Below are 23,571 nucleotides of genomic sequence, written 5' to 3' on the forward strand. Positions count from 1 at the left end.
GACGTTCCCCCGGCACAGCACGAAGGGAGAGTTGTGGACGAGATCGACCGGGCCATCCTGCGCGAGCTGCAGACCGACGGCCGTATCGCCTATGCCGACCTCGGCCCGAAGGTCGGGCTGTCCGCCTCGGCGGCCCGCCAGCGCCTGCAACGCCTGCTGGACTCCAGGGCCGTTCAGGTCGTGGGCGTCACCGACCCGATGGCCATGGGCGGCCAGGCCATGGCCCTGCTCGGCATCGGCGTCGACGGCGACCCGCGCGTCGTCGCCGACGCCCTCGCCGAACGCCCCGAGGTGGTCTACTCCGTGCTCACCTCCGGCGGGTTCGACCTGTTCGCGGAGGTGGTCGCGCCGGGCCCCAAGGATCTGCTGGACTTCGTCAACGACGTGGTCCGGCCCATCGAGGGCGTCCGCGAGATCCAGTCCTTCCCGTACTTCGGCATCCACACCCACCGCTTCCTGTGGGACGTGGGCTGACCCGCCTGTCCCGCACGGGCACGGGATGCCGAGGTCAGGTGCCCGGCGGCTGGGGCGTCAGGACCAGCAGGGTGGCGTCGTCGCGCACCTCGTAGTGCCGTAGGCCGAGGTCGGTCCACACGGCGGCGGCCAGGTCGCCGGAGACGGTGTCCGCGATGTCGGACAGCCGCTCGGGCAGCGGATAGAAGGTGCCGGAGGCGTTCCGGGCCTCCCAGACGCCGTCGGAGGCCAGCAGCAGGCGGTCGCCAGGCCGGAGCGGCACCGTGACCTCCTTCGGGGGATCGGCGCCGATCAGCCCGAGGCCCAGCGGGGGAGCCGACGCGACGGTCAGCTCGCGGGCCCGGCCGTCGTGCAGCAGCACCGGGGGCGGATGCCCGTAGGCGACCATCCGCACCGCCCGCGCGTCGGGCGTGAACTCCAGCAGCACCGCCGTCGCGAACAGCTCCGCGTGCCGCACACCCGCCGAGTCCACCCCCAGCCTGCGGTCCATGCGGGCCGCCACCGACGCCAGGTCCGGCTGGTCCAGCACCGCCTCCCGGAACGCGCCCAGCAGCGACACCACCGTCGCCATCGCCGCCAGCCCGTGCCCCCGCACGTCCCCCATCACCGCCCGGACGCCGTGCGGCCCCGCCCGCACGTCGAAGAAGTCCCCGCCCACCAGCGTCCCGTCCTGGGCGGCCCGGTAGAAGCCCGTGCACCCCACCCGCCCCACGCGCTCCGGCAGCGGCGGCATCACGGCCTGCTGCACGGCCTCTCCGATCGCCCGCTCCATGACCAGCTGGGCGTCCCGGAGCCTGCGCACGTAGGAGAGGAACACACTCAGCAGGGCGACGAACACGACGGTGAGCAGATCGGTGTTGCCGGGACGGTTCAGGTGCGTCGACGGGAGGTTCAGCACCACGACGACCAGAGCGCCCATGACGGCGGTCGCCACCGGCCCGTACGACAGGACGGCGAGCGGCGGGATCGCGCCCAGCAGGAAGCCGAGATCGGCTGCGTGCGGGGTGACGAGCGTGGCCGTGGTCACCCCCACCAGCAGCGCCGGCGGCAGCACCCGCACCCATCGCGGCGGTGGCGCGCCCCGCAGCCAGCCGCGCTCCTCCCGGTTCCGCCGCGACGACGAGCCGCGCACCGATCTCACATCCCCACGCTACGCGTCGCCGGCAGGGGGGTGCACCGCGAAGAAAGCCGTCGACACCCGCCCACCCGTCCTCCTAGCCTGTGCAGCACGCCCGAGACGGCACCGGAAGGAGGCGAGCGCCATGCAGTCCACTGTCACCCAGCGCTCCCGCCTTCCCGTTCCTCGGGCGTGACACGTCCGACCGGGAGCGCGCCCCGCTGTACGCAGCACGCATCCCGGAGGAATCCATGACCGCTGTGGTCATCCGCACGCTCGACGAGAGCAGTGCTCACCTTTTCGACACCCTGCCCGACCCGCTGGGCTTTCGTGAGAAGCACCGGCAGACCCGGTACCGGCCCGACTGGAAGCGGGTCGCCCTGCGTGACGGCCGGGTCGTGGCCCGCGCCGCCTGGTGGGCCCGGCCGGAGGACCCCGAGCCGCTCGTCATCAACTGGTTCGACGTGGCCGAGGGCGAGGAGGACGCGGGAGCCGAACTCCTGCGGACGGCACCCTGGCGCACCGAGGAACTCGAACTCGACCTGCCCGCCGGCTGGCGGGACGCCCCCGGTCTGTCGGCCACCGTCACCACCCGCACCGCCGCCGCCCGCAAAGCCGGATACGCACCGCTCGTGGAACGCTTCATCTACCGCTGGACCCCGGACAACGGCCTGCCCGAGCGCCCCGGACGCCTCGTCTTCTCCGCCGAACCGGACGACACCGTCTTCTTCGACGCCCTGCGCCGCATCCACTCCGTCACCCTGGACGCCCACGCCCGGCGGGCCATCGAGCAGGGCGGAATCGACCAGGCCGCCCAGGAGGAACTCGACGTCTTCCACTGGTTCCCGTCACCGCGCGCGTGGTGGCAGCTCGCCCGCACGCCCGAGGGCGAACCGGTCGGCATCCACATCCCGGCCCGCAATCCGAACGGACCGTGCATCGGCTTCATCGGCGTCCTCCCGGAGCACCGCGGCCACGGCTACGCCTACGACCTGCTCGCCGAGTGCACCCACTTCCTCGTCGAACGCGACGCCGAGTTCATCGCCGCCGCCACCGACCAGGACAACTTCCCGATGGCCGCGCATTTCAGCAGGGCCGGCTACCCCGTCGTACGGGAGCGCCTCAACTTCTGGTCCCAGCGCATTGTCAGTGCCGGGTGACAAGCTGACGGGGTGATCGACGGCGGCGGAGCGGGGGAGAGTCCATGGGGTTCGACGGAGCGGTGTGGCGGGTGCGTGCCGGGGAGGACCCCGTCGGCGAGATCCTGATCGACGAGGCCGACTTCCCCTGGCTGTCGGGGAGCTTCACCACCGGCCCCGGCTTCGCCGCCGTACAGGACCTCTTCGCTCGTGAGCTGGCCCTGCTGGAGGACGAGCGCTGGGAGGAGTGGGAGTCCGCCTACGACGAGATACGGCGCCGTGTCTCGCTGTCCTCGCCGGACGGCCCGGTCCCCGAGTTCCTGCTGCACATCGAGGGGGACCGGGCTTGGTTCCGGTGGAGCGACGAACCGTTCGAGGAGGACGACGACGGGGCCTAGGGCCGGGTGCTAAGCGAGGGAGGCCGGTTGCCCGGCCAGCTTTGCCTCTGCCGCCGCCAGGATCTCGGTGACCCGCAGGCCGAACGCGGCGTCGCAGGGGTGCGGGCGGCCGGTGCGGGTGGAGGTGAGCAGGGCGTCGGCGGCGCGGGTGAGGGCGGGAACGGCGCCCTCGGAGCTTCTCGGCAGGAGCGACACGCCGGCCTCGCCCCGCAGTTCGAGGTCGGCCCCGGCCGCCGCGGGCGGTGCCGTCAGGCTCAGCGTGAGCGTGCTGGACGCGCCCGTGGCGTGGTCGAGGACCAGGTGCACGGTGTCGGCGGGACCGTACGCCGCCGCCAGGACCTGCCGTACGTCGCCGAGCACCGGGAGCAGGACGGACAGGGCATGCGGTCCCACGTCCCACAGCGCGCCCTTCTCCCGTCGCCAGGGAGAGGCCGCGAACGGGCTGTCGCTCGTGAACACCGCTCCCAGCCACTGCGCCCGCGCCGTGAACCAGCCCGCCGCGGCGGCCTGTTCGTCGATCCAGGCCTCCGGTTCCTTCTGGAAGCGTGTGGTGAAGAACACCACCGAGGCCACCCCGGCCCGCTCCGCGGCCTCGGCCACCGCCCGGGCCTCGGCGACCCCCACCGCCAATGGCTTGTCCAGGAGGAGATGCCGGCCCGCCCGCGCCGCCCGTACCGCCAACTCGGCCTGCACGGACGGCGGAAGAGCCACCGCCACCGCGTCCACGTCGGCCAGCAGCGCGTCCACGTCGTCGTACGCCCCGACGCCGTACTGCTCCGCCAGCGCGGTGGCCGCCTCCGGGCGGCGGCCCCACACCCCGGCGAAGTCCAGGCCGGTGTGCCCGGCGAGCGCGGGGGCGTAGGCAGCCTGGGCCCACGGGCCCGTTCCCAGCAGTCCGATGCGCATCTCGCGTTCCTTTCCGCTGACCGGTCGCCACGGCCTCACGATGCCGTGTCCCGGCCGCCGTTGACGTACGGCACCGCATGGTCCCCGTGCCCGGCCAGCCACTGCGCGATGGTCTCGGCGATCGGCTGGCCGGTGTCCATCTCCACGAAGCCGAACTGGCCCGACTGGTTGCACTCCAGGAACCACCAGATTCCGTCCGCGTCCTCCGCGAAGTCGAAGGCACCGTACGCGAGTTCGGCGTCCTTCAGGTAGCGCAGGACGGCCTCGGCGACGCGCGGGGGCACGTCCGCCGGGAGCCAGGGGGAGGCCGACGGGGCGAAACGGACGTCGATGTCGTCGGGGTGGCCGTCCGGGTCGGCCGGCTTGCGCGCGGCCAGCAGCCGCTCGCCGACGACCGTGAGCCGGATGTCGGCCCGCTTGGGGATCCGCCGCTGCAGCAGGGTCGGACCGAAGGCGACGGCCGCGAAGTCGGCGTCCGGCGCGACCCGGCTGGTGGGCACCGCCCGCGGCGGCTCCTGGGGATGCGCGCCGGAGACGGGCTTGACCACCAGGTCCGGGAAACGCTCGGCGAACTCCCGGGCCGCCTGCGGAAACGTGGTGATCAGCGTGGCCGGCACGGCGAGCCCGCTGAGCTGGGCGAGTCGCAACTGCCAGGGCTTGTGGCGGGCCCGGCGGGCCGCGTCCGGATGGTTCATCCAGCGCGCGCCGGTACAGCGCAGCATGCCGTACAGCGCCTGGGCGGACTCCTCGGTCAGCCAGGCGGAGGGCTGGTCGGCGCGCTGGGCCGCGTCCCCCGGCCTGCGCACCCAGATGGAGCGCAGGCCGTTCATGCTCACCAGGCGCCCGCCGACGGACAGATGTCCGCGGTGGGCGCCCTGCACGTACTCGCCCGACAGCGCCACGCCGTTGGTGAGGTCGGCGGGATCGAGCCGGACCACGGGCACGCCGGCCCGGCCCAACTGGAGGACCACCATGTCCGCCGTCACGTCCTCTTCACTGGTCAGGATGAGCACGGTCATCTTGCACGGCCCGCGTTCAGTCGTCGAAGTGGGTTTTGGAGCCTGCCGTGGAGGTCGTTGTCCCCAGTGCTCTCAGAGTCGCGTGGTCGGTGGCGGCGATCCGCCCGTCCGGGAGGACGTTCAACTGCAGTCCGGAGTCGTACGCGTACGGAGCGGTGACGTCCAACTGCACAGCGGGGCGCGCGTAGTTGAGCGTGAACGGTTGCATGGTCTCTCCCTGATTCGGCTTTCACGTCCTTATACGAATCGAACGGGTGGTTGGTTTCCTCACACTCCGTAACCGGGGTCCGGAGAGGGGTCGTTCGGGGTGCCGGATAGGAGGACGTCACACCGGTCGAGGGGAGTTGCGCGGTCCGCCCGCGGACGTGCGGTGCCTTACGTTCCGTTTCATTCCGTGAGGGCGTCCCGAGCCGCGGAGAGGGCCTGTTCGGCGTAGCCGCGGCCGAACAGCACCACGTGCACCAGCAGCGGGAACAGCTGATGCAGGCCGACGCGCCGCCGCCAGCCGTCGGCCAGCGGCGCCGCCTCCTGGTACCCGGCCAGCACCCGGTCCAGATGCGGGCAGCCGAACAGCTGGAGCATCGCCAGATCGGTCTCCCGGTGCCCGCCGTGCGCGGCCGGGTCGATGATCCGGACCGCCCCGTCTGTGGCCCACAGCACATTCCCGTTCCACAGGTCGCCGTGCAGCCGGGCGGGCGGCTCGGTCGGCCCCGCGAGTTCCGGCAGCCGCTCGCAGACCCGCTCGATCACGGCGGCCTCCGCGGGCCGCATCGTGCCGGCGTCGACCGCACCGCGCAGATACGGCAGCACGCGGTGCTCGGCGTACCAGCCGGGCCAGTCCGACGCGGGCGTGTTGCGCATGGGGGCGAGGCCGATGTACGCCTCCTCCGGCCCGCCCGGCGGCGGCGCGCCGAACGCCGGTGCCCCGGCGGCGTGCAGGGCCGCGAGGGCGTGGCCGAAATGCAGCGCCGCCGCGGCGTCGGGCCGCCCGGTCGGCACACGCTCGGTGACCATCCACCGCTCGTCGTGGCCGAGCACCTCCGGCACCCGGACCGCTCCCGCCGCGCCGAGCCAGCGCAGCCCGGTCACCTCGGCGCGTACCGCGCCGGTGGCGTCGCCACGCTTGACCATCACCGCCGTTCCGCCCTCCAGCGTCACCTCTGCGGGCGACCCGGACGGCGTTCGCACGGCCGTGACCCGGCGCCCGGTGAGCCGGGACGCCGCCTGTCCTGGATCCTCGTCTCGGTTGACCACGGCCCCAGCGTACGGCCCGCAAATGAGGTTCCTCTGAGGGCACTTCGACCATTGATACGACTGATTTCGGCCAAACCCAGGCAGTAACTACCCGTGTTGACGTCGTACGGCTAGCGTGAGGGCGCCGCGTCGCCACACCAGGGGCACAGGGCCCTGACGGGACTAGCGCGCGGCGGAGGGTTATCCCCCTTGACCACAGCATCCGTGCTGATGGCCGACGTCTTCGAGGTTCAGCCCTACACCTCCCACTGCGAAGTCATCTTCGGCGAGGGCGCACACGCCGTGATCGGCGTGTCGCCGGGCAACAGCTACTTCTCCGCCCAACGCCTGCATGACCTCGCCCGCTGGGGGCTGGACCACTTCGACAGGGTCGACTTCGTCTACACCGACCTGTACGTGGCCGAGATGTACGAGGCGTCCGGATACGCGCCGGACGAGGCCCGCCGCAAGGCCGTGAAGAACCTGCGGGGCGTGCGCGCGAAGGTCCGCGACGCGGTGACGGAGGCCGACCCGGACGGCACCCGGCTCGACTGGCACCCGATGTCGGCCTTCCGCACCAACCCCGCCTACCAGGAGATCCACCGGCAGCTGCAGCACCGGCTGCACTCCGACAGCGACTTCCGGCGCGTCTGCGACGCCCTGGTGAGCCGCTTCCTGTCGGCCCGCGGCGAGCAGGCGAGCGAGCGGCAGCGTGAGGTGTGCCTGGAGTACGTGTGCGCCGAGGCGCCCCTGTTCCTGGACACCCCCGCCATCCTCAAGGTGCCCTCGTCGCTCAACTGCTACCACCAACTGCTGCCGATGGCCGAGCTGTTGTACTCCCGCGGCGCCGGACTGCGCGCCTCCCGCAACCAGGGCCACGCCATCGTGACGCCCGCCGCCCAGCAAGGAGCCGCGGCATGACCACCGCCCCCGACATCCGCACCGAAGCGCCGCTGCCGGCCTTCCCGTTCTCCTGGGACGGCACCCGCGTGCCCGCCGAGGTCGAGGACCTGCGTGCCGCCACCCCCGTACGGCGCGTGCGGACCATCGCAGGCGACGAGGCATGGCTGGTCTCCTCCTACGACCTGTGCCGGCAGGTCCTCAAGGACGACCGCTTCTCCCTCAAGGACACCTCCGCGCCCGGCGTCCCCCGCCAGTACGCGCTCACGATCCCGCCCGAGGTCGTGAACAACATGGGCAACATCACCGGGGCGGGGCTGCGCCGGGCGGTGATGAAGGCGCTCAACCCCAAGGCGCCCGGCCTGCTGGACCGGCTGCGCGAGGACGCCCACCGCCTGGTGGACCTGATGGAGGCCGAAGGGCCGACGGTGGACCTGCGCGACGCGTTCTGCGAGCCGTACTCGGCGGGTATGCACTGCCGCATCCTCGGCATCCCGCAGACCGAGGCCCCGGCCTTCCTGCGCAGCCTCGACATCGCCTTCATGAACTCGGCGTGCCCGATCACCGGCGCGAAGATCAACTGGGACCGGGACATCACCCGGATGACCGCCCTGCTCGACGACCCGGCCACCCATGGGCTGATGGGCGAACTCGCCGCCCTGCGCGACGACCCCGACTACGCCCACCTGACCGACGAGATGCTGGCCACCGTCGGCGTCACCATGTTCGGCGCCGGCACCATCTCCACCTCGGGCTTCCTCGCCATGGCCCTGGTCTACCTGCTCACCCACCCCATGGCCAGGGACCTGCTCAGGGACCGCCCCGACCTGATCGGTCCGGGCGTGGAGGAGCTGCTGCGGGTGAACCTCTCCATCGGCGACGCCCTGCCGCGCCTCGCCCTGGAGGACGTCCGGCTCGGCGATGTGCAGGTCCGCCGGGGCGAACTCGTCCTGGTCCTGGTGGAGGGCGCCAACCTCGACCCGGAGAAGTTCCCCGACCCGCACCGCTTCGACGTCCACCGCGACAACACCGCCGACCACCTCTCCTTCGGCGGCGGCGCCCACTACTGCCCCGCCACCGCACTCGGCCGCGCGCACGCCCGGATCGCCCTGGAGGTCCTGCTCGAACGCCTGCCGAACCTCACGCTCGCCGTGCCGCCGAGTCAACTGGTGTGGCGCACCGGCTTCATGAAGCGCATCCCCGAACGGCTCCCGGTGGCCTGGTAACCCACAGGCTCCCCGTACGTCCTGTACGGCGTCCCGGTCCGGCACCCCGGACGGGGGCGCCGACGTGCGCGCCGTCACCGGCGCGCGGACTCCCGTCGCGTCAGCCCCACCGGATTGCCGGGCGGCAGCAGCCCCGAGTCCTCGACGGTGCGGGCCAGCGGCTCCAGCAGCTCGGCCAGGCGTGCGGTGCGCTCCGCACCGAGCGCGGTCCACGGGCGCTCGGCGGCCTGGTCGGTGCGCATCTCGATGTGCGCGCGCCCGGCGACACCCGCGCGGGTCAGCGATCCGTCCTCGGTGAGGAAGCCGCGCTCCCGCAGGGCGGCCTCGGCCGCCGCCCAGTCCTCCGGCTCCCACCTGCGGGTCTCCCGCAGGAACGCGCCATCCGACTCCCCGGCGGCCGCCTTGAGCACCATGGCCTCGACCGGCCCGAGCCCCAGGCCCACCAGGACGGCGACATGCCCGTCGCCCCGGTGCTCGCGCAGGGTCGTCAGGGCCTGCCACAGCCGCACCGTCGGCCGCTCGGGCCGCTCCAGTGCCTGGTTGGCCGCAGCCAGCACCCGTCCGGGAACGTCCGCCGCGGCCGCCGCCTCCCAGGCGAGATCGGCCGCCTCGGCCAGCTCCGCCGAGCCCGTCACATCCGGCCCGAACAGACGGGTCATGGCCGCGTCCATGGCGTCCCCGCGGGCCGCCAGAACCTCCTCGGGAGCCGCGAACCCCCAGGCGTCGGGCAGCGCACGGGCCACCCGGACAGGGTGGAAGACATAGAAGGAGCCGGTGACCACGGACGGCGACACCGCGCCCAGCGGGGCCGCCCGCAGCGCGAAGTACCCCATCCAGAACCCGCGCATCCCCAGCCGGTCCGCCGCCTGCCTCGCCTCGGGCGCGAAGTACACGAGATCGTGCACCGGCTCGTACCGCTCCCACATCGTCCGTGCCGTCCCGCCCGCCACTGCTTCCTCCCACCGCGTCGGCCTGCCGTGCTGTCGGCACCAGCCTGCGCTATGACCGCTGTCATAACAAGCGGGTACGGGTCGGTTTCCGGCCACTGTGATCACTCGGGCAGGGCCTGGACGCGCCCGATGACATTGCCGAGCAGCCCCGTGAACCACACCCCGTGGTCGGGACCGGCCGCGATGCGGAACGGCACCTTGTCCGCGCCGCCCGGCACCGGGAAGGCGGTGATCCTGCCGGTCGCCCCGACGCGACCGATCCGGCCGGCCTGATCGGCGTACCACACCTGCCCGTCCGGCCCGAGGGTGATGCCGCTGGGACTGCTGTCCGGGTCGGGCAGCGGGATCCCGGTGACGTGTCCGGTGGAGTCGATCCGGTCGACCCAGTTCGAACCGGACGTGGTGAACCACATGCCGCCGGGGCCGGTGACGATGTCGTCGGGAAAACCGGACGCGGGAGGCAGCGCGAACTCGGTGATCCGGCCGGAGCCGTCGATCCGCCCGATCTTCCCGCCGGTCAGTTCGGTGAACCACAGCGCTCCGTCCCCGCCCGCCGCGATGGAGTTCGGGGAGGCGCTCGGGGTCGGGACCTGGTACTCGGTGATCCGGCCGGAGGTGGTGATGCGGCCGATCCTGTTGCCGTCCGCCTCGGTGAACCAGAGGGCACCGTCCGGTCCGGGCGCGATCCCGGTCGGGAAGCCACCGGCCGTCGGCACCGGGAACTCCGTGAGCTGTCCGGAGGTGGTGATCCGGCCGATCCTGTTCGCCGTCCCCTCGGTGAACCACAGTGCCTGGTCCCGGCCCGTGGTGATGGCGAGCGGGAAGCTGTCCGGACGGGAGGTGGGAAAGTCGGTGACCCTGCCTTCGACGGTGACCCGCCCGATCCGGCCGACTCCGGACGCCGCGAACCACACGGCCCCGTCCGGTCCCGTGGTGAGGCCGGCGGGGAGAGTGCCAGCCGTGGTCGTGATCGGAAACTCCGTCACCTCGCCGACATCGGCCCGGACCGGGGCGGCGACGACGGCGACCCCGGCCAGGGCGCCCAGCGATGCCGTGAACAGTCGGCGGATGGCACGTCCGAGCACGGCTGCGGCGGCGGTCATGGCGCGGCCCCTTCTCGTTCTCGGCGGGGCGAGGGACAGCGGGGCACCGCCGTGCCGTGATGGTTCGTCGGACTCAGGCTAGGGGCGCTCGCACGGCCGTACGACCGCACCGACCCGGACGGGGGACGGCGCGGACCCCCCAGCGGAGCACCCCCTGCCTCACGGCCCGCTTGCCTGTCACAAGCATTGACGCGCCCCTCCCGCACCTCTACTTTCTGACCGACTTACCGAACTCTGTTCGAAATACCGGCAATTGAAGAGTCCCGGGAGACCACATGCGCGCAACTCCCCACCGCCAAGGCCTGCCCTCACGCCGGCTGTTCCTCGGCATGGCCGCCGCCGTGCCGCTGGCCACGGCCACCGACCTGACCCTGGGTGCCCGCCCCGCCCACGCCGCGGACTCCGCCTATGTCATGGGGTACTTCACCGAGTCACCGAACGGCACCGGCACCGACTACGGCCTGCACCTCGCCGTCAGCACGGACGCGCTGCGCTGGATGCCGCTCAACCAGAACAACCCCGTCGTCACCCCGACCGAAGGCGCCGGCGGACTGCGCGACCCGTTCGTGCTGCGCAAGCAGAACGGCGCCTTCGTCGTCCTCGCCACCGACCTCAAGGGCACCGACTGGAGCTACGTCAGCCAGTACATCCACGTCTGGGACTCCGCCGACCTGCGCACCTTCACCCACTACCGCCGCCTCAAGCTGCACGACATGAACACCCACAGCTGGGCCCCGGAAGCCTTCTGGGACGCGGGCCGCGGACAGTACGGCATCATCTACTCGTCCGTGAACTCCAGCGGACACAACGTGATCATGGTGAACTACACCAGCGACTTCCAGACCGTCTCCGCCCCACAGGTCTTCTTCGACCCCGGCTACGACGTCATCGACGGAGACCTCGCCGTATCCGTCAACGGTGTCAACTACCTCTACTTCAAGAGCAGTTCGGCCCAGGCACTGGTCGGCGCCAGATCCACCTCGCTGGACCCCGGGAGCTTCACCGTCTTCAGCACGCCGGTCGCCCACGGCGGCACCGAGGCCCCCATCCTCGTCAAGTCCCAGACCTCGGGCACCTGGTGGCTGTGGGGAGACACGTACACGCCGAACGGCGTCTTCTACGCCTGGCAGAGCACCGACCTGGCCGCGGGCACCTGGACCGCCCTCGACCAGCGCACCTACTCCCAGCCGGTCAACTCCAAGCACGGCACCATCCAGCCCATCACCACCACCGAGTACACCGACCTCGTGGCCAAGTGGGGCGCACCCGCCTGGAACCGGGTCAAGTCCTACAACCACCCGGACCGCTACATCCGCCACGCCGACTACGTGGGCCGCATCGACGCCTACCCCTTCGACCCGTACACCGACTCCCAGTGGAAGCTCGTCCCCGGCCTCGCCGACGGATCCGGTGTCTCCTTCCAGTCGGTGAACTACCCGACCCGCTATCTGCGGCACTACGCGTACCAGCTGCGCCTCGACGTGAACGACGGCACCTCGACCTTCGCCCAGGACGCCACCTTCCACCGGACCGCGGGCCTCGCCGACGCCGGCTGGACGTCGTTCCGCTCGCACAACTACCCCACCCGTTACCTCAGGCATGCGGACTACGTCCTGCGCATCGACCCGATCTCCACGGCCACGGACCAGGCGGACGCGACGTTCCTCGTGGGCTACTGACGGCGTCGGCCGAGCGGCGGGCGGACGGGTGACGAGGACTCGTCCGAACGAGGGGTGTTCCGGCGTGTCGCTGGGACAGACGGGTGGAGCGATGACCCGGCTGGGCGGCCCGGATGGTGCGGGGCAACCGCCTGACTGACGGTGGTTCATGTCGAGGCCGGGTTCATTCAGCCGATGTCGAATCCGCTGCCCGGCCACGGCGGAAGGACCTCGACATGCGTTCTGCCCGCATCCTGCTCGCCACGGCGGCCGCCGCGGCCGCCCTCTCCTTTGTCACACCCGGCGCCGTGTTCGCCGTATCGACCGGGGACGACGGCGGCCGTGACGACTCCTCGTACAGCAGGGACAAAGACAGCGATTCCGGCGGCGGCCGCGACAAGGGCTCCGGCGGCGACCACGACAACGACTACAGCACGGACCGCGACAGCGGTGGCAGCCACGACTCACCGCGCGGCGGAATGCACACGGGCGGCGGCGCCCTCGCCGCGGTGCGGGGTGACGACGACTGGAGCTCGAGCAGCGACGACAGCAGGTTCGACCCCGAGACCTACAAGAACAATGATGAGGACAAGGGAGGCAACAGCGGCAAGGGAGATAAGGGAGACAAGGGCGACAGCGGCAAGGGGGACAAGGAGGACAGCGACTGGGGCGGCGGGGGTGACGACCAGGACAAGCCGCGCGGCGGCATGCACACCGGCGGCGGCGCCCTCGCCACGCCCGGTGTCACCGCGGGCGGGCTCGCCGTGCTCGCGGTAGGCGCCACCGGCATGTACGCACTGCGCCGGAAGAAGGCCACCGAGCCGGCGTCCTGACCGGACTCCCCCATGCCAGGGACGCGGCCGCCGTCGGCGCACACCGTGCCGGCGGCCCGCCCCCGGGCCCCGATCCGCGTGCTGCCGTGCCCGAGTGAGGTGGTGTCCGATGGCAGCAGATCCCTCCTCCCCGCCCCCCGCCGAACCGGCCAAGGACCAGCCGACCCCCGGCCTCGGCGGCCGGCTGACCCTGTGGGGCGTGGCGATCGCCGTCCTCGCCGTCAGCCTGTTCGGCGGCCATCACGGTGCGAACGACACCCCGGACGTTTCCCGTACCGCGGGCGCGACCGGCGCCGCCACGGGCGACTCCCTCCAGGCAGGCCGGCCGCTGCCGCATTCCGTGCCGATCCGGCTCCTCATCCCGAAGATCTCCGTGGACGCACCCTTCGCCGCCCTCTCCCTCGACCCCTCCGGGCAGCTCGAGCCCCCACCGGCGGCCAACACCAACCTGGTCGGCTGGTACTCCGAAGGCGCCTCGCCCGGCGAGGCGGGCACATCGGTCATCGCCGGACACGTCGACACGGCGACCTCCGCGGCCGTCTTCGCCAACCTCGACCAGCTGGAGACCGGCGACCGGTTCTCCGTCGACCGGGCCGACGGGCAGCGGGCGAACTTCGTCGTGGACGACACGGAGACCTTCGCCAAGGACGACTTCCCGAGCAAGCGCGTGTACGCCGACACGGCGCGCCCCGAGGTCCGGCTCATCACCTGTGCGGGGGACTACGACCACTCGGTGGAGGACTACAGCGACAACCTGGTGGTCTTCGCCCACCTCGTGTGACGCCCCGCCGGACCGGTACGGGTCAGGCGGCGCCGTCCGCGAAGGGACCGCCCGGGGCGAAGGCCAGCGCGGCGAAGCGCTCGCCGATCCGGCGGTGCGCGGCGGCGTCCGGGTGGAGGTCGTCGGGCAGCGGCAGTTCGGCGCTGTCGGCCTCTCCGTACAAGTCACGGCCGTCGAGGTAATAGAGGTTCGGGTCCTCGGCCACCCGCTGCCGCACGATCCGGTCCAGCTCCTCCCGGATGACTCCCAGGGTGAGCTTGCCGTACGCCCGCTCCGCCGGATCGCCGGTGGCCCGGAACCGCAACTGCCCCGAACTCAGGGAGCCGAAGTCCAGGGCGCACGGGCCCGGCGTGTCCTCGTGGATGGGGCACAGGATCGGCGAGATCACGAGGAGAGGGGTGTCCGGCCGACCCTCGCGGATGGTGTCGAGGAAGCCGTGGACGGCGGGACCGAAGGCACGCAGCCGCATCAGGTCGGTATTGACCACGTTGATGCCGAGCTTGACGCTGATCAGGTCGGCGGGAGTGTCGCGCAGCGTGCGTGCGGTGAACGGGTCGAGGAGGGCGCTGCCGCTCAGGCCGAGGTTGATCAGTTCCACCCCGCCGAGCGCGGCGGCGAGCGCCGGCCAGGTGGTGGTGGGGCTCGCGGCGTCGGAGCCGTGGCTGATGGAACTGCCGTGGTGCAGCCACACCTTGCGGCCCCGGTCCGGCACCGGCTCGACGGGCGCGTCGGCGCGCAGGGCGACCAGTTCGGTGGTCTCGTTGTGCGGCAGCCAGATCTCGACGTCCTTCACCGCGGCGGGCAGGCCGGTGAAGCGCACGGTCCCGACCGGGCCGGGCCGCTGCTCGGTGGTGCCGGCGGCCATGTCGATCGTCAGGGTGTTGCCGCCGGTGACGGACGTGCTGCCGGCCGGGTGCCCGTCGACGAGCAGGTCGTACACGCCGTCCGGGCGCGGCGGGACGCCGACGTAGACCCGTTTGGTCGGCAGCGTGTCCAGCTCGACGGCGGTGGCTCGCGTGCGGAACACCAGCCGCACGCCCGACGGCTGGGACTCCACCATGTGCAGCTGCGGGTCGGCGCACTGGGCCCGGGCCCGGGCCGGAAGCCGGTGCGGCAGCAGTCCGTGCTCGGTGCGTTCCAGGTCGAGGGCGCCGCGTATGAGGCCGGCGGTCAGGGGGATGGTGAGCCAGTCGTACGAGGGCATCGGTGCGAGCCTGTCGCTAGAAGGGGGAGAGGGGGAGTCAGGGCGTCGGCCAGTTGCGCAGCAGTTTGTCGAGGGCGTCCAGGATCCGGGTCCAGGACTCCTGCGAGTCGGGGGCGCTGTGGCTGAACCCGCCGGCCGACTCGAGGCTGACGTAGCCGTGGAAGACGCTGCCCAGCAGCCGGACCGCATGGGTCTGGTCGGGCTCGGCCAGGTCGTAGCCGCGCAGGATCGCCCGGGTCATCTGAGCGTGTCGGCCGCCGGCGCTCGCGGCGGCGGCCTCCGGGTCGAGCCGGAACCGGGCCGCCTCGTAGCGGCCGGGGTGCTCGTGGGCGTAGTCGCGGTAGACGTTCGCGAAGGCCTGGAGGGCGTCCTTGCCGGCCCGGCCGGCCAGCGCGTCGGCGGCGCGGTCGGCGAGTTCCTCCAGCGCGAGCAGGGCGATCCCGGTCTTCAGCTCCTGGGAGTTCTTCAGGTGCGAGTACAGGCTGGCGGCTTTGACGTCGAAACGCCGGGCCAGCGCGGACACCGTCACCTGCCCGAAGCCGACCTCGTCGGCCAGCTCCGCTCCCGCACGGACGAGACGCTCCGCGGTCAGTCCTGCGCGTGCCATGAGCTTCCTCCCTTTGCCGACATCGATTATGTGGCTGCCTAAGGCCTTTAGGCAAATGGGGTAGTGCTGTAGTGAGGGTCGGCGTCGGAGAAAGGTGTGTCAGCCGCCCGTCGACTCGCGGACGACGGCCAGGAGCGCGCCGACCGCTCGGCCATCCGGTCGTGGTCCGGGTCCACGGTGGACAGTGCCGGGCTGCGACTCCCCGTGCCGACGGGCGGACGGAACGTAACGGAAGCCGGCCTGCGACTTGTGCGCGCGTCCGTGCGATGGAACGCTTCCGTCCGCCGGTCGCGACCACGGCCGGCGGAGCTGTGAGCATGGGTTTCCCGGGAGACGGACGGTCTCCTGGGGCCGGCCGTGGGACGAAACGGGGAGTGGACCGATGGAGCTGGAGCTTCGGCACCTGCGTGTGCTGTGCGCGATCGCCGACGCGGGCAGCGTGGGCCGTGCCGCAGCGCAGCTCGGGTACTCGCAGCCCGCCGTGAGCACCCAGCTCAGACGTATCGAGCGCCACCTGGGCGAGCCGCTCTTCGAACGCGGCACGAGCGGAGTGCGGCCCACCCGGTACGGCGCCGAGGTCGTCGCCCAGGCCCGGGACGTACTGGCCCGCGCCGACGCCATCGGCCACCGCCCCGCCTCCGCCCGGCCGCGCCGTACGCTGCGCGTGGCCGCGACCAACTCGCCCATGCTCTCCGGCACGGTGTCCCGCGTCCGCACCCGGCTGCCGGATCTGTCCCTCGCCGTGACCAGCGTCTACGCCTCCTCGCGGATCGTCGAACTGCTGGAGGAGGGCACGGTGGACGCGGCCATCGCCGCCGACTACCCGGGCATGGAGCTGCGGCACTCGACCGCCGTGCAACACCGCGGGATCGTCACCGAGCCGACGTTCGTCGCCCTGCCCTCGCGTCACCGCCTGCGCCAGTGCGCCCAGGTGCAGCTGGCGGACCTGGCCGAGGACGACTGGTTCGTGACCCCGGACGACGGCGCCGGCTGGCCCGGGGTGTTCTACGACGCCTGTGCCGCGGCCGGGTTCGCCCCCGTCGCCGTGCACGAGTTCCTCGGCGACCAGACCCAGCTGCAGAGCATGATCGCCGACGGTCTCGGTGTCTCCATGGTGCAGCCGACGCTGCGCCCGATCCCGCACGTCACGGTCAAGCCGCTGGCCGGCTCGCCGCTGTGGTGCCGTTATGTGCTGGCCTGGCGCCCCGACACCGTCACCGCCGACGTCGTGGAGACGCTCTTCCAGTCGGCCCTCGGCGCCTACCGCGATCTGGTCGCCCAGGCACCGCACTTGAGGACCTGGGCTTCGCGCACCTGGAGCATCGCCGGGGCGTAGCGGCCGCCGTCGTCGCGTCGCAGCGGGCCGCGATGTTATGGGCCCGTAGTGCCATGTGCTATGTCACACGCCATTGTTGTGCGGGTGGCGCGCTGAGACAGTGCCACACACGCCTCAACACCCCACCGAGGCACATCCCTTCGTGGAGGAATCCCGATGCGCTATCGCTTCGCGCTGCCCAGACGCATGGCCGGTGCCGCCGCCGTCTGCGTCACCGTGGCCGGCCTGCTGTCCACGCCGGCGCTGGCAGCTCCCCAGCCGCGGTCCGGTACCGCCGCGCACACACCCGGCAGGAACGCCCCGGCGCCACCCCCCACCGGCCCGACCACCGGTGGCACCGAACGCCCCGCGACCCAGGCGAAGAGCCTCAGTCCCGCCCAACTCCCTCCCCAGGCGCCGACGTTCACCCGCAGCATGGAGACCGCCCCGCACGGTGTGACCAAGGCGGCCTCCTGCACTCCGGCCGACTTCGGCAGCCGTACCGGATCCGCCCTCGTCTCGTTCGTGAAGGCGTCCTCCTCGGAGTGCGTGAACACCCTCTTCTCGGTCACCGGCAGGGACGCGCACGACATCTTCCGCCAGGCGCAGATGCTGAGCGTGGCGAACGCGTTCACGCGTACGGCCGGGCAGTACCAGGGCGACAACTCCGGCAGTCTGCTGCAGCTCGTCCTCTTCCTGCGCGCGGGCTACTACGTGCAGTTCAACCACCCCGGTGACGTGGGGTCGTACACCTCCCGGCTCACCACCGCCGTCACGGGCGGCCTGGACACCTTCTTCGCCCGCTCCCACTCCCGGGACGTGACGGCCGCGAACGGTGACATCCTCGGCGAGACCGTCATCCTCACCGACAGCGCCGACCAGCAGGGCCGCTATCTGTACGTCTACCGGCGGATGCTGGGTGACTACGACAGCTCCTACGACACCGTCGACAGCATGGTCAGGGCTGTCAACGACGTCTACACGCCGCTGTGGCGCGGCAACTGGAGCCCGGCGTACGTGCAGGCGGTCGACGCCGACCCGCGCATCATCGACACCCTGTACGACTTCGCGCTGGCCAACACCGACCAGCTCGGCACCGATCTGGCCTTCCTGGACTCCAACGCCGGAATGAACCTGGCCCGTTACGTCGAACACCCTGAACTGCGCGAGACCGTCCAGCCGTTGACCAAGGATCTGCTGGACCGGACCGAGATCACCGGTCCCACGGCCGGGCTCTGGGTGGCCGTCGCCACGCAGGCCAACTACTACGACAGCGCCAACTGCGCCTACTACGACGTCTGCGACCTGCCGGCGAAGCTCACCAAGGCCGTCCTGCCGATCAGCCGCCACTGCGACGCGAACGTCACGATCCTCGCCCAGTCCCTGACCGCCGACGACCTCGACGCCGCCTGCGCCAGTGTGCTGAACCAGAGCACCTACTTCCGCGGCGTGGTCAAGGCCGGCGGAGCGATACCCGGACAGTACGTGTCCACGATCCAGCTCGTGGTCTTCGCCAGCCGGACCGACTACCAGACCTACGCGGGTCCGATCTACGGCATCAGTACCGACAACGGCGGTATGACCCTCGACGGCGACCCGTCCGATCCGGCCAACCACGTCACGTCGATCATGTACCAGAAGAACTACGACGACGGGTTCGTGGCCCGGATCTGGAACCTCAACCACGAGTACACGCACTTCCTCGACGGCCGCGACGACATGAAGGGCGACTTCACCCATCAGATCTCGGTGCCGGACGTGTGGTGGATCGAAGGTGTCGCGGAGTACGTCTCCTACAGCTACCGGGGTCTCGCCGACGACCAGGCGATCCAGGAGGCCGGCAAGCACACGTACAAGCTGAGCACCCTGTTCGAGAACACGTACGACAACAGTGACGTCATCCGGACCTACCCGTGGGGCTACCTCGCCGTGCGCTACATGGCCGAGCGGCACCCCGACGACATCCAGCGCATGCTCGCCCGCTTCCGCGTCGGTGACTACGCCGGCGGATACGCCGTCTACCACGACGGCATCGGCACCCGCTACGACGCCGACTTCGACCAGTGGCTCACGGCGTGCGCCGCGGGCGCCTGCGCCAGGCCTTCGGCGGCCTGACCGCCCGCGCCCGAGCAGAACGGCCGCCGACCGGAACCCCGGTCGGCGGCCGCACGTGTCACGCGGTTCCCTGGCGTCAGACCGCCGTCGCCGGGTACGTCGGGTACTCGACGCCCGTGACGTGCTGGACGACCCGGACGACCTGGCAGGAGTAGCCGAACTCGTTGTCGTACCAGAGGTAGAGGATGGCGTTGTCGCCGTCGACCTTGGTCGCGCCGGCGTCGACGATCGAGGCGTGGCGCGAGCCGACGAAGTCCATGGAGACGGCGTCGGGGGCGGTGGTGAAGTCGATCTGGCGCTTCAGCGGCGAGTTCAGCGAGACGTCGCGGAGGTAGTCGAGGACCTCGTCGCGGGTGGTCTCACGGCCCAGGCGCAGGCTCAGGATGGCGATCGAGACGTCCGGGACGGGGACGCGGATCGAGCTGCCGGTGATCGGGGCCTTGAGGTCCGGCAGCGCCTTGGCGACGGCGGAGGCGGCACCGGTCTCGGTGATGACCATGTTGAGCGGCGCGGAGCGGCCGCGGCGGTCGGCCTTGTGGTAGTTGTCCAGCAGGTTCTGGTCGTTCGTGAACGAGTGGACGGTCTCCACGTGACCGCGCAGGACGCCGAATTCGTCGTCCATCGCCTTCAGCGGCGGGACGATCGCGTTGGTGGTGCAGGAGGCGCAGGACAGGATCTGCTCGTCCGGCTTGATCGTGTCGTGGTTGACGCCGTGGACGATGTTCGGGACGTCGCCCTTGCCCGGGGCGGTCAGGACGACCTTGTCGATACCGGGGCGCAGGTGCTTGGAGAGGCCCTCGCGGTCGCGCCACTTGCCGGTGTTGTCGATGAGGATGGCGTCCTTGATGCCGTGCGCCGTGTAGTCGACCTCGGAGGGGTCGTTGGCGTAGATCACCTTGATCGCGTTGCCGTTGGCGACGATCGTGCTGGTCGCCTCGTCGACGGTGATGGTGCCGTTGAACTGGCCGTGGATCGAGTCGCGGCGCAGCAGCGAGGCGCGCTTGACGAGGTCCGCCTCGCCACCACCGCGAACGACGATGGCGCGCAGGCGCAGGCCGTTGCCGGAGCCGGCCTTCTCGATCAGCAGGCGGGCGACGAGGCGGCCGATGCGGCCGAAGCCGTACAGGACGACGTCGCGGCCGGCACCGCGCTCGATCTTGTCGGCACCCGTGGCGCCGGCGACGGCCTCGGCGGTGAACTCGGCCACCGACAGACCGCGGTCGTCGGTCCTGTACGTGGCGGCGAGCATGCCGATGTCGATCTGGGACGGACCGAGATCGAGGGTGGTGAGGGTCTGCAGGAAGGGCATGGTCTCGGTGACCGAGAGCTCCTCGCCGGCGATCTGCCGGGCGAAGCGGTGCGTCTTCAGGATGCTGACCACCGACTTGTTCACCAAGGAGCGGCTGTGCAGCAGGACCGTCACGTCCCGCTCGCGGTGCAGCTTCCCGATGATCGGGATCATCGACTCCGCGATCTCCTCGCGGTTCTTCCAGTTGGTGAACGAGTCGTCGTTGACAGTCACAGATCCATCTTTCGAGCTAGGCAGCGCTCAGATGATAACAACAACCGGTTCTGAGCTTTACGGGGGTCCTGAATCAGGGTGGAAGACCGTAAGAAAGCCGGGTCGCGGATTGCACGCCCGCACCGCCGTGACCATGGTCTGAGGGTGAGCACGTCCTCCGTACCCCGGCCCGAGCCGGCCGCCCCGTCCCGCCCCCTCCGCGGCCCCGCCCTGCCCCTCGTCGCCCGGCACCGGATCCCCGACGGCGCCCTGCCGGCCCTCGCGCTGTTCGCGGCGGTACGGACCGCCGGGATCCTCGTCGTGATCGTCGCCAACCACCTCACCGGACACCCGCTGGTCAGGAGCCTGGCCCACTCCTGGGACTCCCGCTGGTACCTGCACATCGCCACCCAGGGCTACGGGCACCTCATCTGGATCACCCCGAGCGGCGGGGTGCAGGCCGACTGGGCCTTCTTCCCGCTCTACCCCGGGCTCATCCGGGCCCTGACCACCGTCCTCCCGCTCAGCCCCGGCCAGGCCGGGCTGTTCGTCGCCTGGGCCGCCGCGGGCGCGGCCGCCTACGGCATCTACGTCCTCGCCCACCACCTGTACGGACGTGCCGTCGCCACCGCCCTCGTCGGACTGTGGGCGGTCCTGCCGCACGCCGTCGAGCTGACCATCGCCTACACCGAGTCCCTCTTCGCCGCGCTCGCCGTCTGGTCCCTGTACTGCGTGCTCAAGGGCCGCTGGCTGTGGGCCGGTTCGCTGGCCGCGCTGGCGGGTCTGTCCCGGCCGACCGGATTCGCGGTGGCGGCGGCCGTCGGCCTCGCCGCCGCGCAGGAGGTGCTGCGGCAGCGTGGCCGGGTGCCCGCGACCCTGTGGGCCGGTGCCCTGCTCGCCCCGCTGGGCTGGCTCGCCTACGTCCTGTGGGTGGGGCAGCAGACCGGCGACCTGCTCGGGGGCTACTTCAAGATCCAGAGCGCCTGGGACTCACGCTTCGACTTCGGCGCCGGTGCCCTGCGCTTCCTCAGAGCGCTGTTCCTGCACGGCGGCGGCTTCGTCTACCCGGCCGCCCTGATGATCGTCGCGGTCTGCGTCGTCCTCTTCGGGCTGCTCTGCATGGATCGCGCCCCGCTCGCCCTGGTCGTCTTCGCCGGGGTGCTGGTGCTGCTGGTCGTCGGCGCCTCCGGCTCGTTCTCGTCCAAGCCGCGCTTCCTGCTGCCGGTCTTCCCCCTGCTGATCCCTCCGGCGCGTGCCCTCGCCCGCACCTGGCGGGTACGCCCGGCCCAGGCCCTGCTCGTCGGCGGTGCCCTGGCCGTCGTGTCCCTGCTGTACGGCGCCTACGTGACGGTGGTGGCCCACTCCCCGCTGTGAGCCACCGGGCGACCCGGGCACGGGCGGAAGCCGGCCCTCTTTCACGGGAAGAGCGGCTGCCACACCCGGAATCGGCTGGATCCGGGGTCGGTTCACCGAAAAGATCGTGCGGAGTCCCGACGAGAGAGGCGTGTTGATGAAGCTGCACACCCGTGAGTGGGGTGACGGGGACCGGATCGCGGTCCTGGTCCACGGGATCATGTCCGACCACAGGACCTGGCGCCGGGTCGCGCCGGCCCTGGCGGACAAGGGCTACCGGGTCATCGGCGTGGACCTGCGCGGGCACGGCGCGAGCGGTCGCGGGGAGTACGGCGCCGAGATCTGGGCCGACGATCTGGTGGAAACCCTGCCCAAGGGCCCGGAGCTGGCGATCGGTCACTCGCTCGGTGCCATGGCGCTGGCCCTGGCCGTCGAGCGCCTCGCACCGGACCGGGCCGTCTACTGTGACCCGGCCTGGGAGCTGGGCCAGAACGCCACCGCGGCCGCCTCCGCCTTCCCGACCTTCAAGAACGCGCCCCGTACGATGATCACCGGCTTCAACCCGCGGTGGGAAGAGGCCGACGTGGAGATCGAGTTGGCCACACTCGCCGTCTGGGACCCCGCGACCGCCCATGCCCTCCCCGACGCCTACGCGGTCAGCCGGACCCCGGCCCGCCCGGTGGTGCCCTCACTGGTCATGCTGGCCGACCCCAGTCGTCTCGTGTCCCCGGAGGCGGCGCGGGAGTTGGCACGCAGGGGCTTCGAGATCCGCACCGTCCCGGGGGCGGGGCACACCCTCCACCGGGACGACTTCGAGGGGTTCATGTCGGCGCTGGACGGATGGATGTGAGCGTGCGTCCGCCGCTCGTGCGGCCGGCCCGGTACGGCTGAGCCGCACACCTGGGGAAATCCTCACCCGCCTTCCGGGGGTCTGCCGCAGTGCCCCGGGTGCCTGCCGCGTGATCGGCTGTGGGCACCGGAGTCGATCGAGGGCAGCCGAGGGGTGGCGGACGGGTGCGGTATCGGTGGGGGAGCGCGGCGTGGGTCGTGGGTGTGGTGCAGTTCTTCGTCCTGCACGGCGTCGTCGAGTCGGCGTGGGCGAGGCCGTACAGCTGGGCGCGGAACAACATCAGTGATCTGGGCAACGCGCACTGCGCCTGGCAGCCGGACCCCGAACCGCGCTACGTCTGCTCGCCCGAGCACGCGCTGATGAACGTCTCGTTCGTCACCCTCGGTGTGCTGTTCGTCGCCGGTGTCCTGCTGACCGGTGCCCTGTGGCGGCGCGGCGCGGCCGCGACCGCCTCCCGGCTGCTGCTGGCGGGTGTCGGTGCCGGGTTCGTGCTGGCCGGGCTCGCGCCCGCGGACGTGCACGAGAACCAGCACGTCCTGGGCGCCCTGCTGATCATGGCGACCGGCAACCTCGGCCTGCTGCTTTCGGGAGCCGCGCTGGACGTGGCGCGTCCTCTGCGCCGGGGGAGCGGACTGCTCGGCGCCCTGGCACTCACCGCCTTCGGGCTCTTCCTCTCCCGCCACTACCTCGGGCTCGGCATGGGCGGCATGGAACGCGTCGCGGCGTTCCCGCTGCTGGTGTGGGCGGTGGCCCTGGGCGCCCGGGGCCTGGCCGTGCGGGACGCTCGGTGACCATCGTCTCAGGGCGGATGATCCCCCTGAGGCGGGATCATCCCATAACGGTAAAATCTAGACGTTTACCCCCACGGGCCACCGCCCATCCGGAAGTG

23 protein-coding genes are annotated in these 23,571 nt (G+C 71.5%); 13 read left to right on the plus strand and 10 right to left on the minus strand.

Going from position 1 to position 23,571, the window contains the following annotated elements; all coding sequences use genetic code 11:
* Positions 1-33: 33 nt before the first annotated feature.
* A complete protein-coding gene (locus ACFYZZ_RS44755; RefSeq protein WP_145887395.1) occupies positions 34-474 on the plus strand; it encodes an Lrp/AsnC family transcriptional regulator in 441 nt (146 codons plus the stop codon).
* A gap of 34 nt (positions 475-508) precedes the next feature.
* Here the strand turns inward: ACFYZZ_RS44755 and ACFYZZ_RS44760 are convergent, their stop codons facing one another.
* Complete coding sequence (locus ACFYZZ_RS44760; protein WP_389189755.1) at positions 509-1,615, minus strand: PP2C family protein-serine/threonine phosphatase; 1,107 nt, start codon at positions 1,613-1,615, stop codon at positions 509-511.
* A 227-nt stretch (positions 1,616-1,842) separates the two neighbouring features.
* Here ACFYZZ_RS44760 and ACFYZZ_RS44765 point away from each other — a divergent pair, with 227 nt between their 5' ends.
* Together ACFYZZ_RS44765 and ACFYZZ_RS44770 are read left to right on the plus strand one after the other, a co-directional pair.
* Positions 1,843-2,751, plus strand: a complete 909-nt coding sequence (locus tag ACFYZZ_RS44765) for a GNAT family N-acetyltransferase (protein ID WP_389189757.1) — start codon at positions 1,843-1,845, stop codon at positions 2,749-2,751.
* A gap of 44 nt (positions 2,752-2,795) precedes the next feature.
* Positions 2,796-3,128: a hypothetical protein gene (locus tag ACFYZZ_RS44770; protein ID WP_389189759.1), complete on the plus strand. Its 333-nt coding sequence runs from the start codon at positions 2,796-2,798 to the stop codon at positions 3,126-3,128.
* A 9-nt stretch (positions 3,129-3,137) separates the two neighbouring features.
* Here the strand turns inward: ACFYZZ_RS44770 and ACFYZZ_RS44775 are convergent, their stop codons facing one another.
* The 4 genes from ACFYZZ_RS44775 to ACFYZZ_RS44790 all read right to left on the minus strand — a co-directional run bounded on the left by ACFYZZ_RS44775 (position 3,138) and on the right by ACFYZZ_RS44790 (position 6,307).
* The gene (locus ACFYZZ_RS44775; RefSeq protein ID WP_389189761.1) at positions 3,138-4,034 is read right to left on the minus strand and encodes a Gfo/Idh/MocA family protein; all 897 of its coding nucleotides are present in this window, start codon (positions 4,032-4,034) and stop codon (positions 3,138-3,140) included.
* Positions 4,035-4,069: 35 nt separating this feature from the next.
* A complete protein-coding gene (gene tgmB, locus ACFYZZ_RS44780) occupies positions 4,070-5,053 on the minus strand; it encodes an ATP-grasp ribosomal peptide maturase (protein WP_389189762.1) in 984 nt (327 codons plus the stop codon).
* A gap of 16 nt (positions 5,054-5,069) precedes the next feature.
* Complete coding sequence (tgmA, locus tag ACFYZZ_RS44785) at positions 5,070-5,261, minus strand: putative ATP-grasp-modified RiPP (RefSeq protein WP_014670659.1); 192 nt, start codon at positions 5,259-5,261, stop codon at positions 5,070-5,072.
* A gap of 179 nt (positions 5,262-5,440) precedes the next feature.
* Positions 5,441-6,307 (minus strand): fructosamine kinase family protein, encoded by an 867-nt coding sequence (locus ACFYZZ_RS44790; RefSeq protein WP_389189764.1) that lies wholly within the window; start codon positions 6,305-6,307, stop codon positions 5,441-5,443.
* A 189-nt stretch (positions 6,308-6,496) separates the two neighbouring features.
* On the opposite strand from ACFYZZ_RS44790, the gene ACFYZZ_RS44795 reads away from it, so the two are divergent.
* Both ACFYZZ_RS44795 and ACFYZZ_RS44800 read left to right on the plus strand, forming a co-directional pair.
* Positions 6,497-7,207 (plus strand): tRNA-dependent cyclodipeptide synthase, encoded by a 711-nt coding sequence (locus tag ACFYZZ_RS44795; RefSeq protein ID WP_389189766.1) that lies wholly within the window; start codon positions 6,497-6,499, stop codon positions 7,205-7,207.
* The gene (locus ACFYZZ_RS44800) at positions 7,204-8,412 is read left to right on the plus strand and encodes a cytochrome P450 (RefSeq protein WP_389189768.1); all 1,209 of its coding nucleotides are present in this window, start codon (positions 7,204-7,206) and stop codon (positions 8,410-8,412) included. Before ACFYZZ_RS44795 ends, ACFYZZ_RS44800 begins: the two co-directional genes overlap by 4 nt.
* 74 nt (positions 8,413-8,486) lie before the next feature.
* On the opposite strand, the gene ACFYZZ_RS44805 is transcribed toward ACFYZZ_RS44800, so the two are convergent.
* Together ACFYZZ_RS44805 and ACFYZZ_RS44810 are read right to left on the minus strand one after the other, a co-directional pair.
* A complete protein-coding gene (locus tag ACFYZZ_RS44805) occupies positions 8,487-9,362 on the minus strand; it encodes a hypothetical protein (RefSeq protein WP_389189770.1) in 876 nt (291 codons plus the stop codon).
* Positions 9,363-9,463: 101 nt separating this feature from the next.
* A complete protein-coding gene (locus tag ACFYZZ_RS44810; RefSeq protein WP_389189772.1) occupies positions 9,464-10,465 on the minus strand; it encodes a hypothetical protein in 1,002 nt (333 codons plus the stop codon).
* A 275-nt stretch (positions 10,466-10,740) separates the two neighbouring features.
* Between ACFYZZ_RS44810 and ACFYZZ_RS44815 the strand changes: the two genes are divergently transcribed.
* From ACFYZZ_RS44815 to ACFYZZ_RS44825, 3 genes are all read left to right on the plus strand, one after another.
* Positions 10,741-12,144 (plus strand): glycoside hydrolase family 43 protein, encoded by a 1,404-nt coding sequence (locus tag ACFYZZ_RS44815; RefSeq protein ID WP_389189774.1) that lies wholly within the window; start codon positions 10,741-10,743, stop codon positions 12,142-12,144.
* A gap of 215 nt (positions 12,145-12,359) precedes the next feature.
* Positions 12,360-12,956 (plus strand): hypothetical protein, encoded by a 597-nt coding sequence (locus ACFYZZ_RS44820; RefSeq protein WP_389189776.1) that lies wholly within the window; start codon positions 12,360-12,362, stop codon positions 12,954-12,956.
* A 109-nt stretch (positions 12,957-13,065) separates the two neighbouring features.
* Positions 13,066-13,737: a class F sortase gene (locus ACFYZZ_RS44825; RefSeq protein ID WP_389189778.1), complete on the plus strand. Its 672-nt coding sequence runs from the start codon at positions 13,066-13,068 to the stop codon at positions 13,735-13,737.
* A 22-nt stretch (positions 13,738-13,759) separates the two neighbouring features.
* Here ACFYZZ_RS44825 and ACFYZZ_RS44830 read toward each other — a convergent pair whose 3' ends face one another.
* A complete protein-coding gene (locus ACFYZZ_RS44830; protein ID WP_389189780.1) occupies positions 13,760-14,941 on the minus strand; it encodes a GDSL-type esterase/lipase family protein in 1,182 nt (393 codons plus the stop codon).
* Positions 14,942-14,978: 37 nt separating this feature from the next.
* A complete protein-coding gene (locus ACFYZZ_RS44835; RefSeq protein ID WP_389189782.1) occupies positions 14,979-15,548 on the minus strand; it encodes a TetR/AcrR family transcriptional regulator in 570 nt (189 codons plus the stop codon).
* Between the two features lie 382 nt (positions 15,549-15,930).
* On the opposite strand from ACFYZZ_RS44835, the gene ACFYZZ_RS44840 reads away from it, so the two are divergent.
* Both ACFYZZ_RS44840 and ACFYZZ_RS44845 read left to right on the plus strand, forming a co-directional pair.
* Positions 15,931-16,884: a LysR family transcriptional regulator gene (locus ACFYZZ_RS44840; protein WP_389189784.1), complete on the plus strand. Its 954-nt coding sequence runs from the start codon at positions 15,931-15,933 to the stop codon at positions 16,882-16,884.
* A 156-nt stretch (positions 16,885-17,040) separates the two neighbouring features.
* Complete coding sequence (locus ACFYZZ_RS44845; protein ID WP_389189786.1) at positions 17,041-18,978, plus strand: collagenase; 1,938 nt, start codon at positions 17,041-17,043, stop codon at positions 18,976-18,978.
* Positions 18,979-19,054: 76 nt separating this feature from the next.
* Here the strand turns inward: ACFYZZ_RS44845 and ACFYZZ_RS44850 are convergent, their stop codons facing one another.
* Positions 19,055-20,500: a glyceraldehyde-3-phosphate dehydrogenase gene (locus tag ACFYZZ_RS44850; protein ID WP_389189788.1), complete on the minus strand. Its 1,446-nt coding sequence runs from the start codon at positions 20,498-20,500 to the stop codon at positions 19,055-19,057.
* A 144-nt stretch (positions 20,501-20,644) separates the two neighbouring features.
* Here ACFYZZ_RS44850 and ACFYZZ_RS44855 point away from each other — a divergent pair, with 144 nt between their 5' ends.
* From ACFYZZ_RS44855 to ACFYZZ_RS44865, 3 genes are all read left to right on the plus strand, one after another.
* Entirely contained in the window at positions 20,645-21,853 is a 1,209-nt protein-coding gene (locus tag ACFYZZ_RS44855; RefSeq protein WP_389189790.1) for a hypothetical protein, read from the plus strand.
* Positions 21,854-21,989: 136 nt separating this feature from the next.
* Positions 21,990-22,682 (plus strand): alpha/beta fold hydrolase, encoded by a 693-nt coding sequence (locus ACFYZZ_RS44860; RefSeq protein ID WP_389189792.1) that lies wholly within the window; start codon positions 21,990-21,992, stop codon positions 22,680-22,682.
* A gap of 197 nt (positions 22,683-22,879) precedes the next feature.
* Positions 22,880-23,473 (plus strand): DUF998 domain-containing protein, encoded by a 594-nt coding sequence (locus tag ACFYZZ_RS44865; protein ID WP_389189794.1) that lies wholly within the window; start codon positions 22,880-22,882, stop codon positions 23,471-23,473.
* Positions 23,474-23,571 lie beyond the last annotated feature (98 nt).

Source organism: Streptomyces sp. NPDC001816, from assembly GCF_042892235.1.
Classification (GTDB): Bacteria; Actinomycetota; Actinomycetes; order Streptomycetales; family Streptomycetaceae; genus Streptomyces.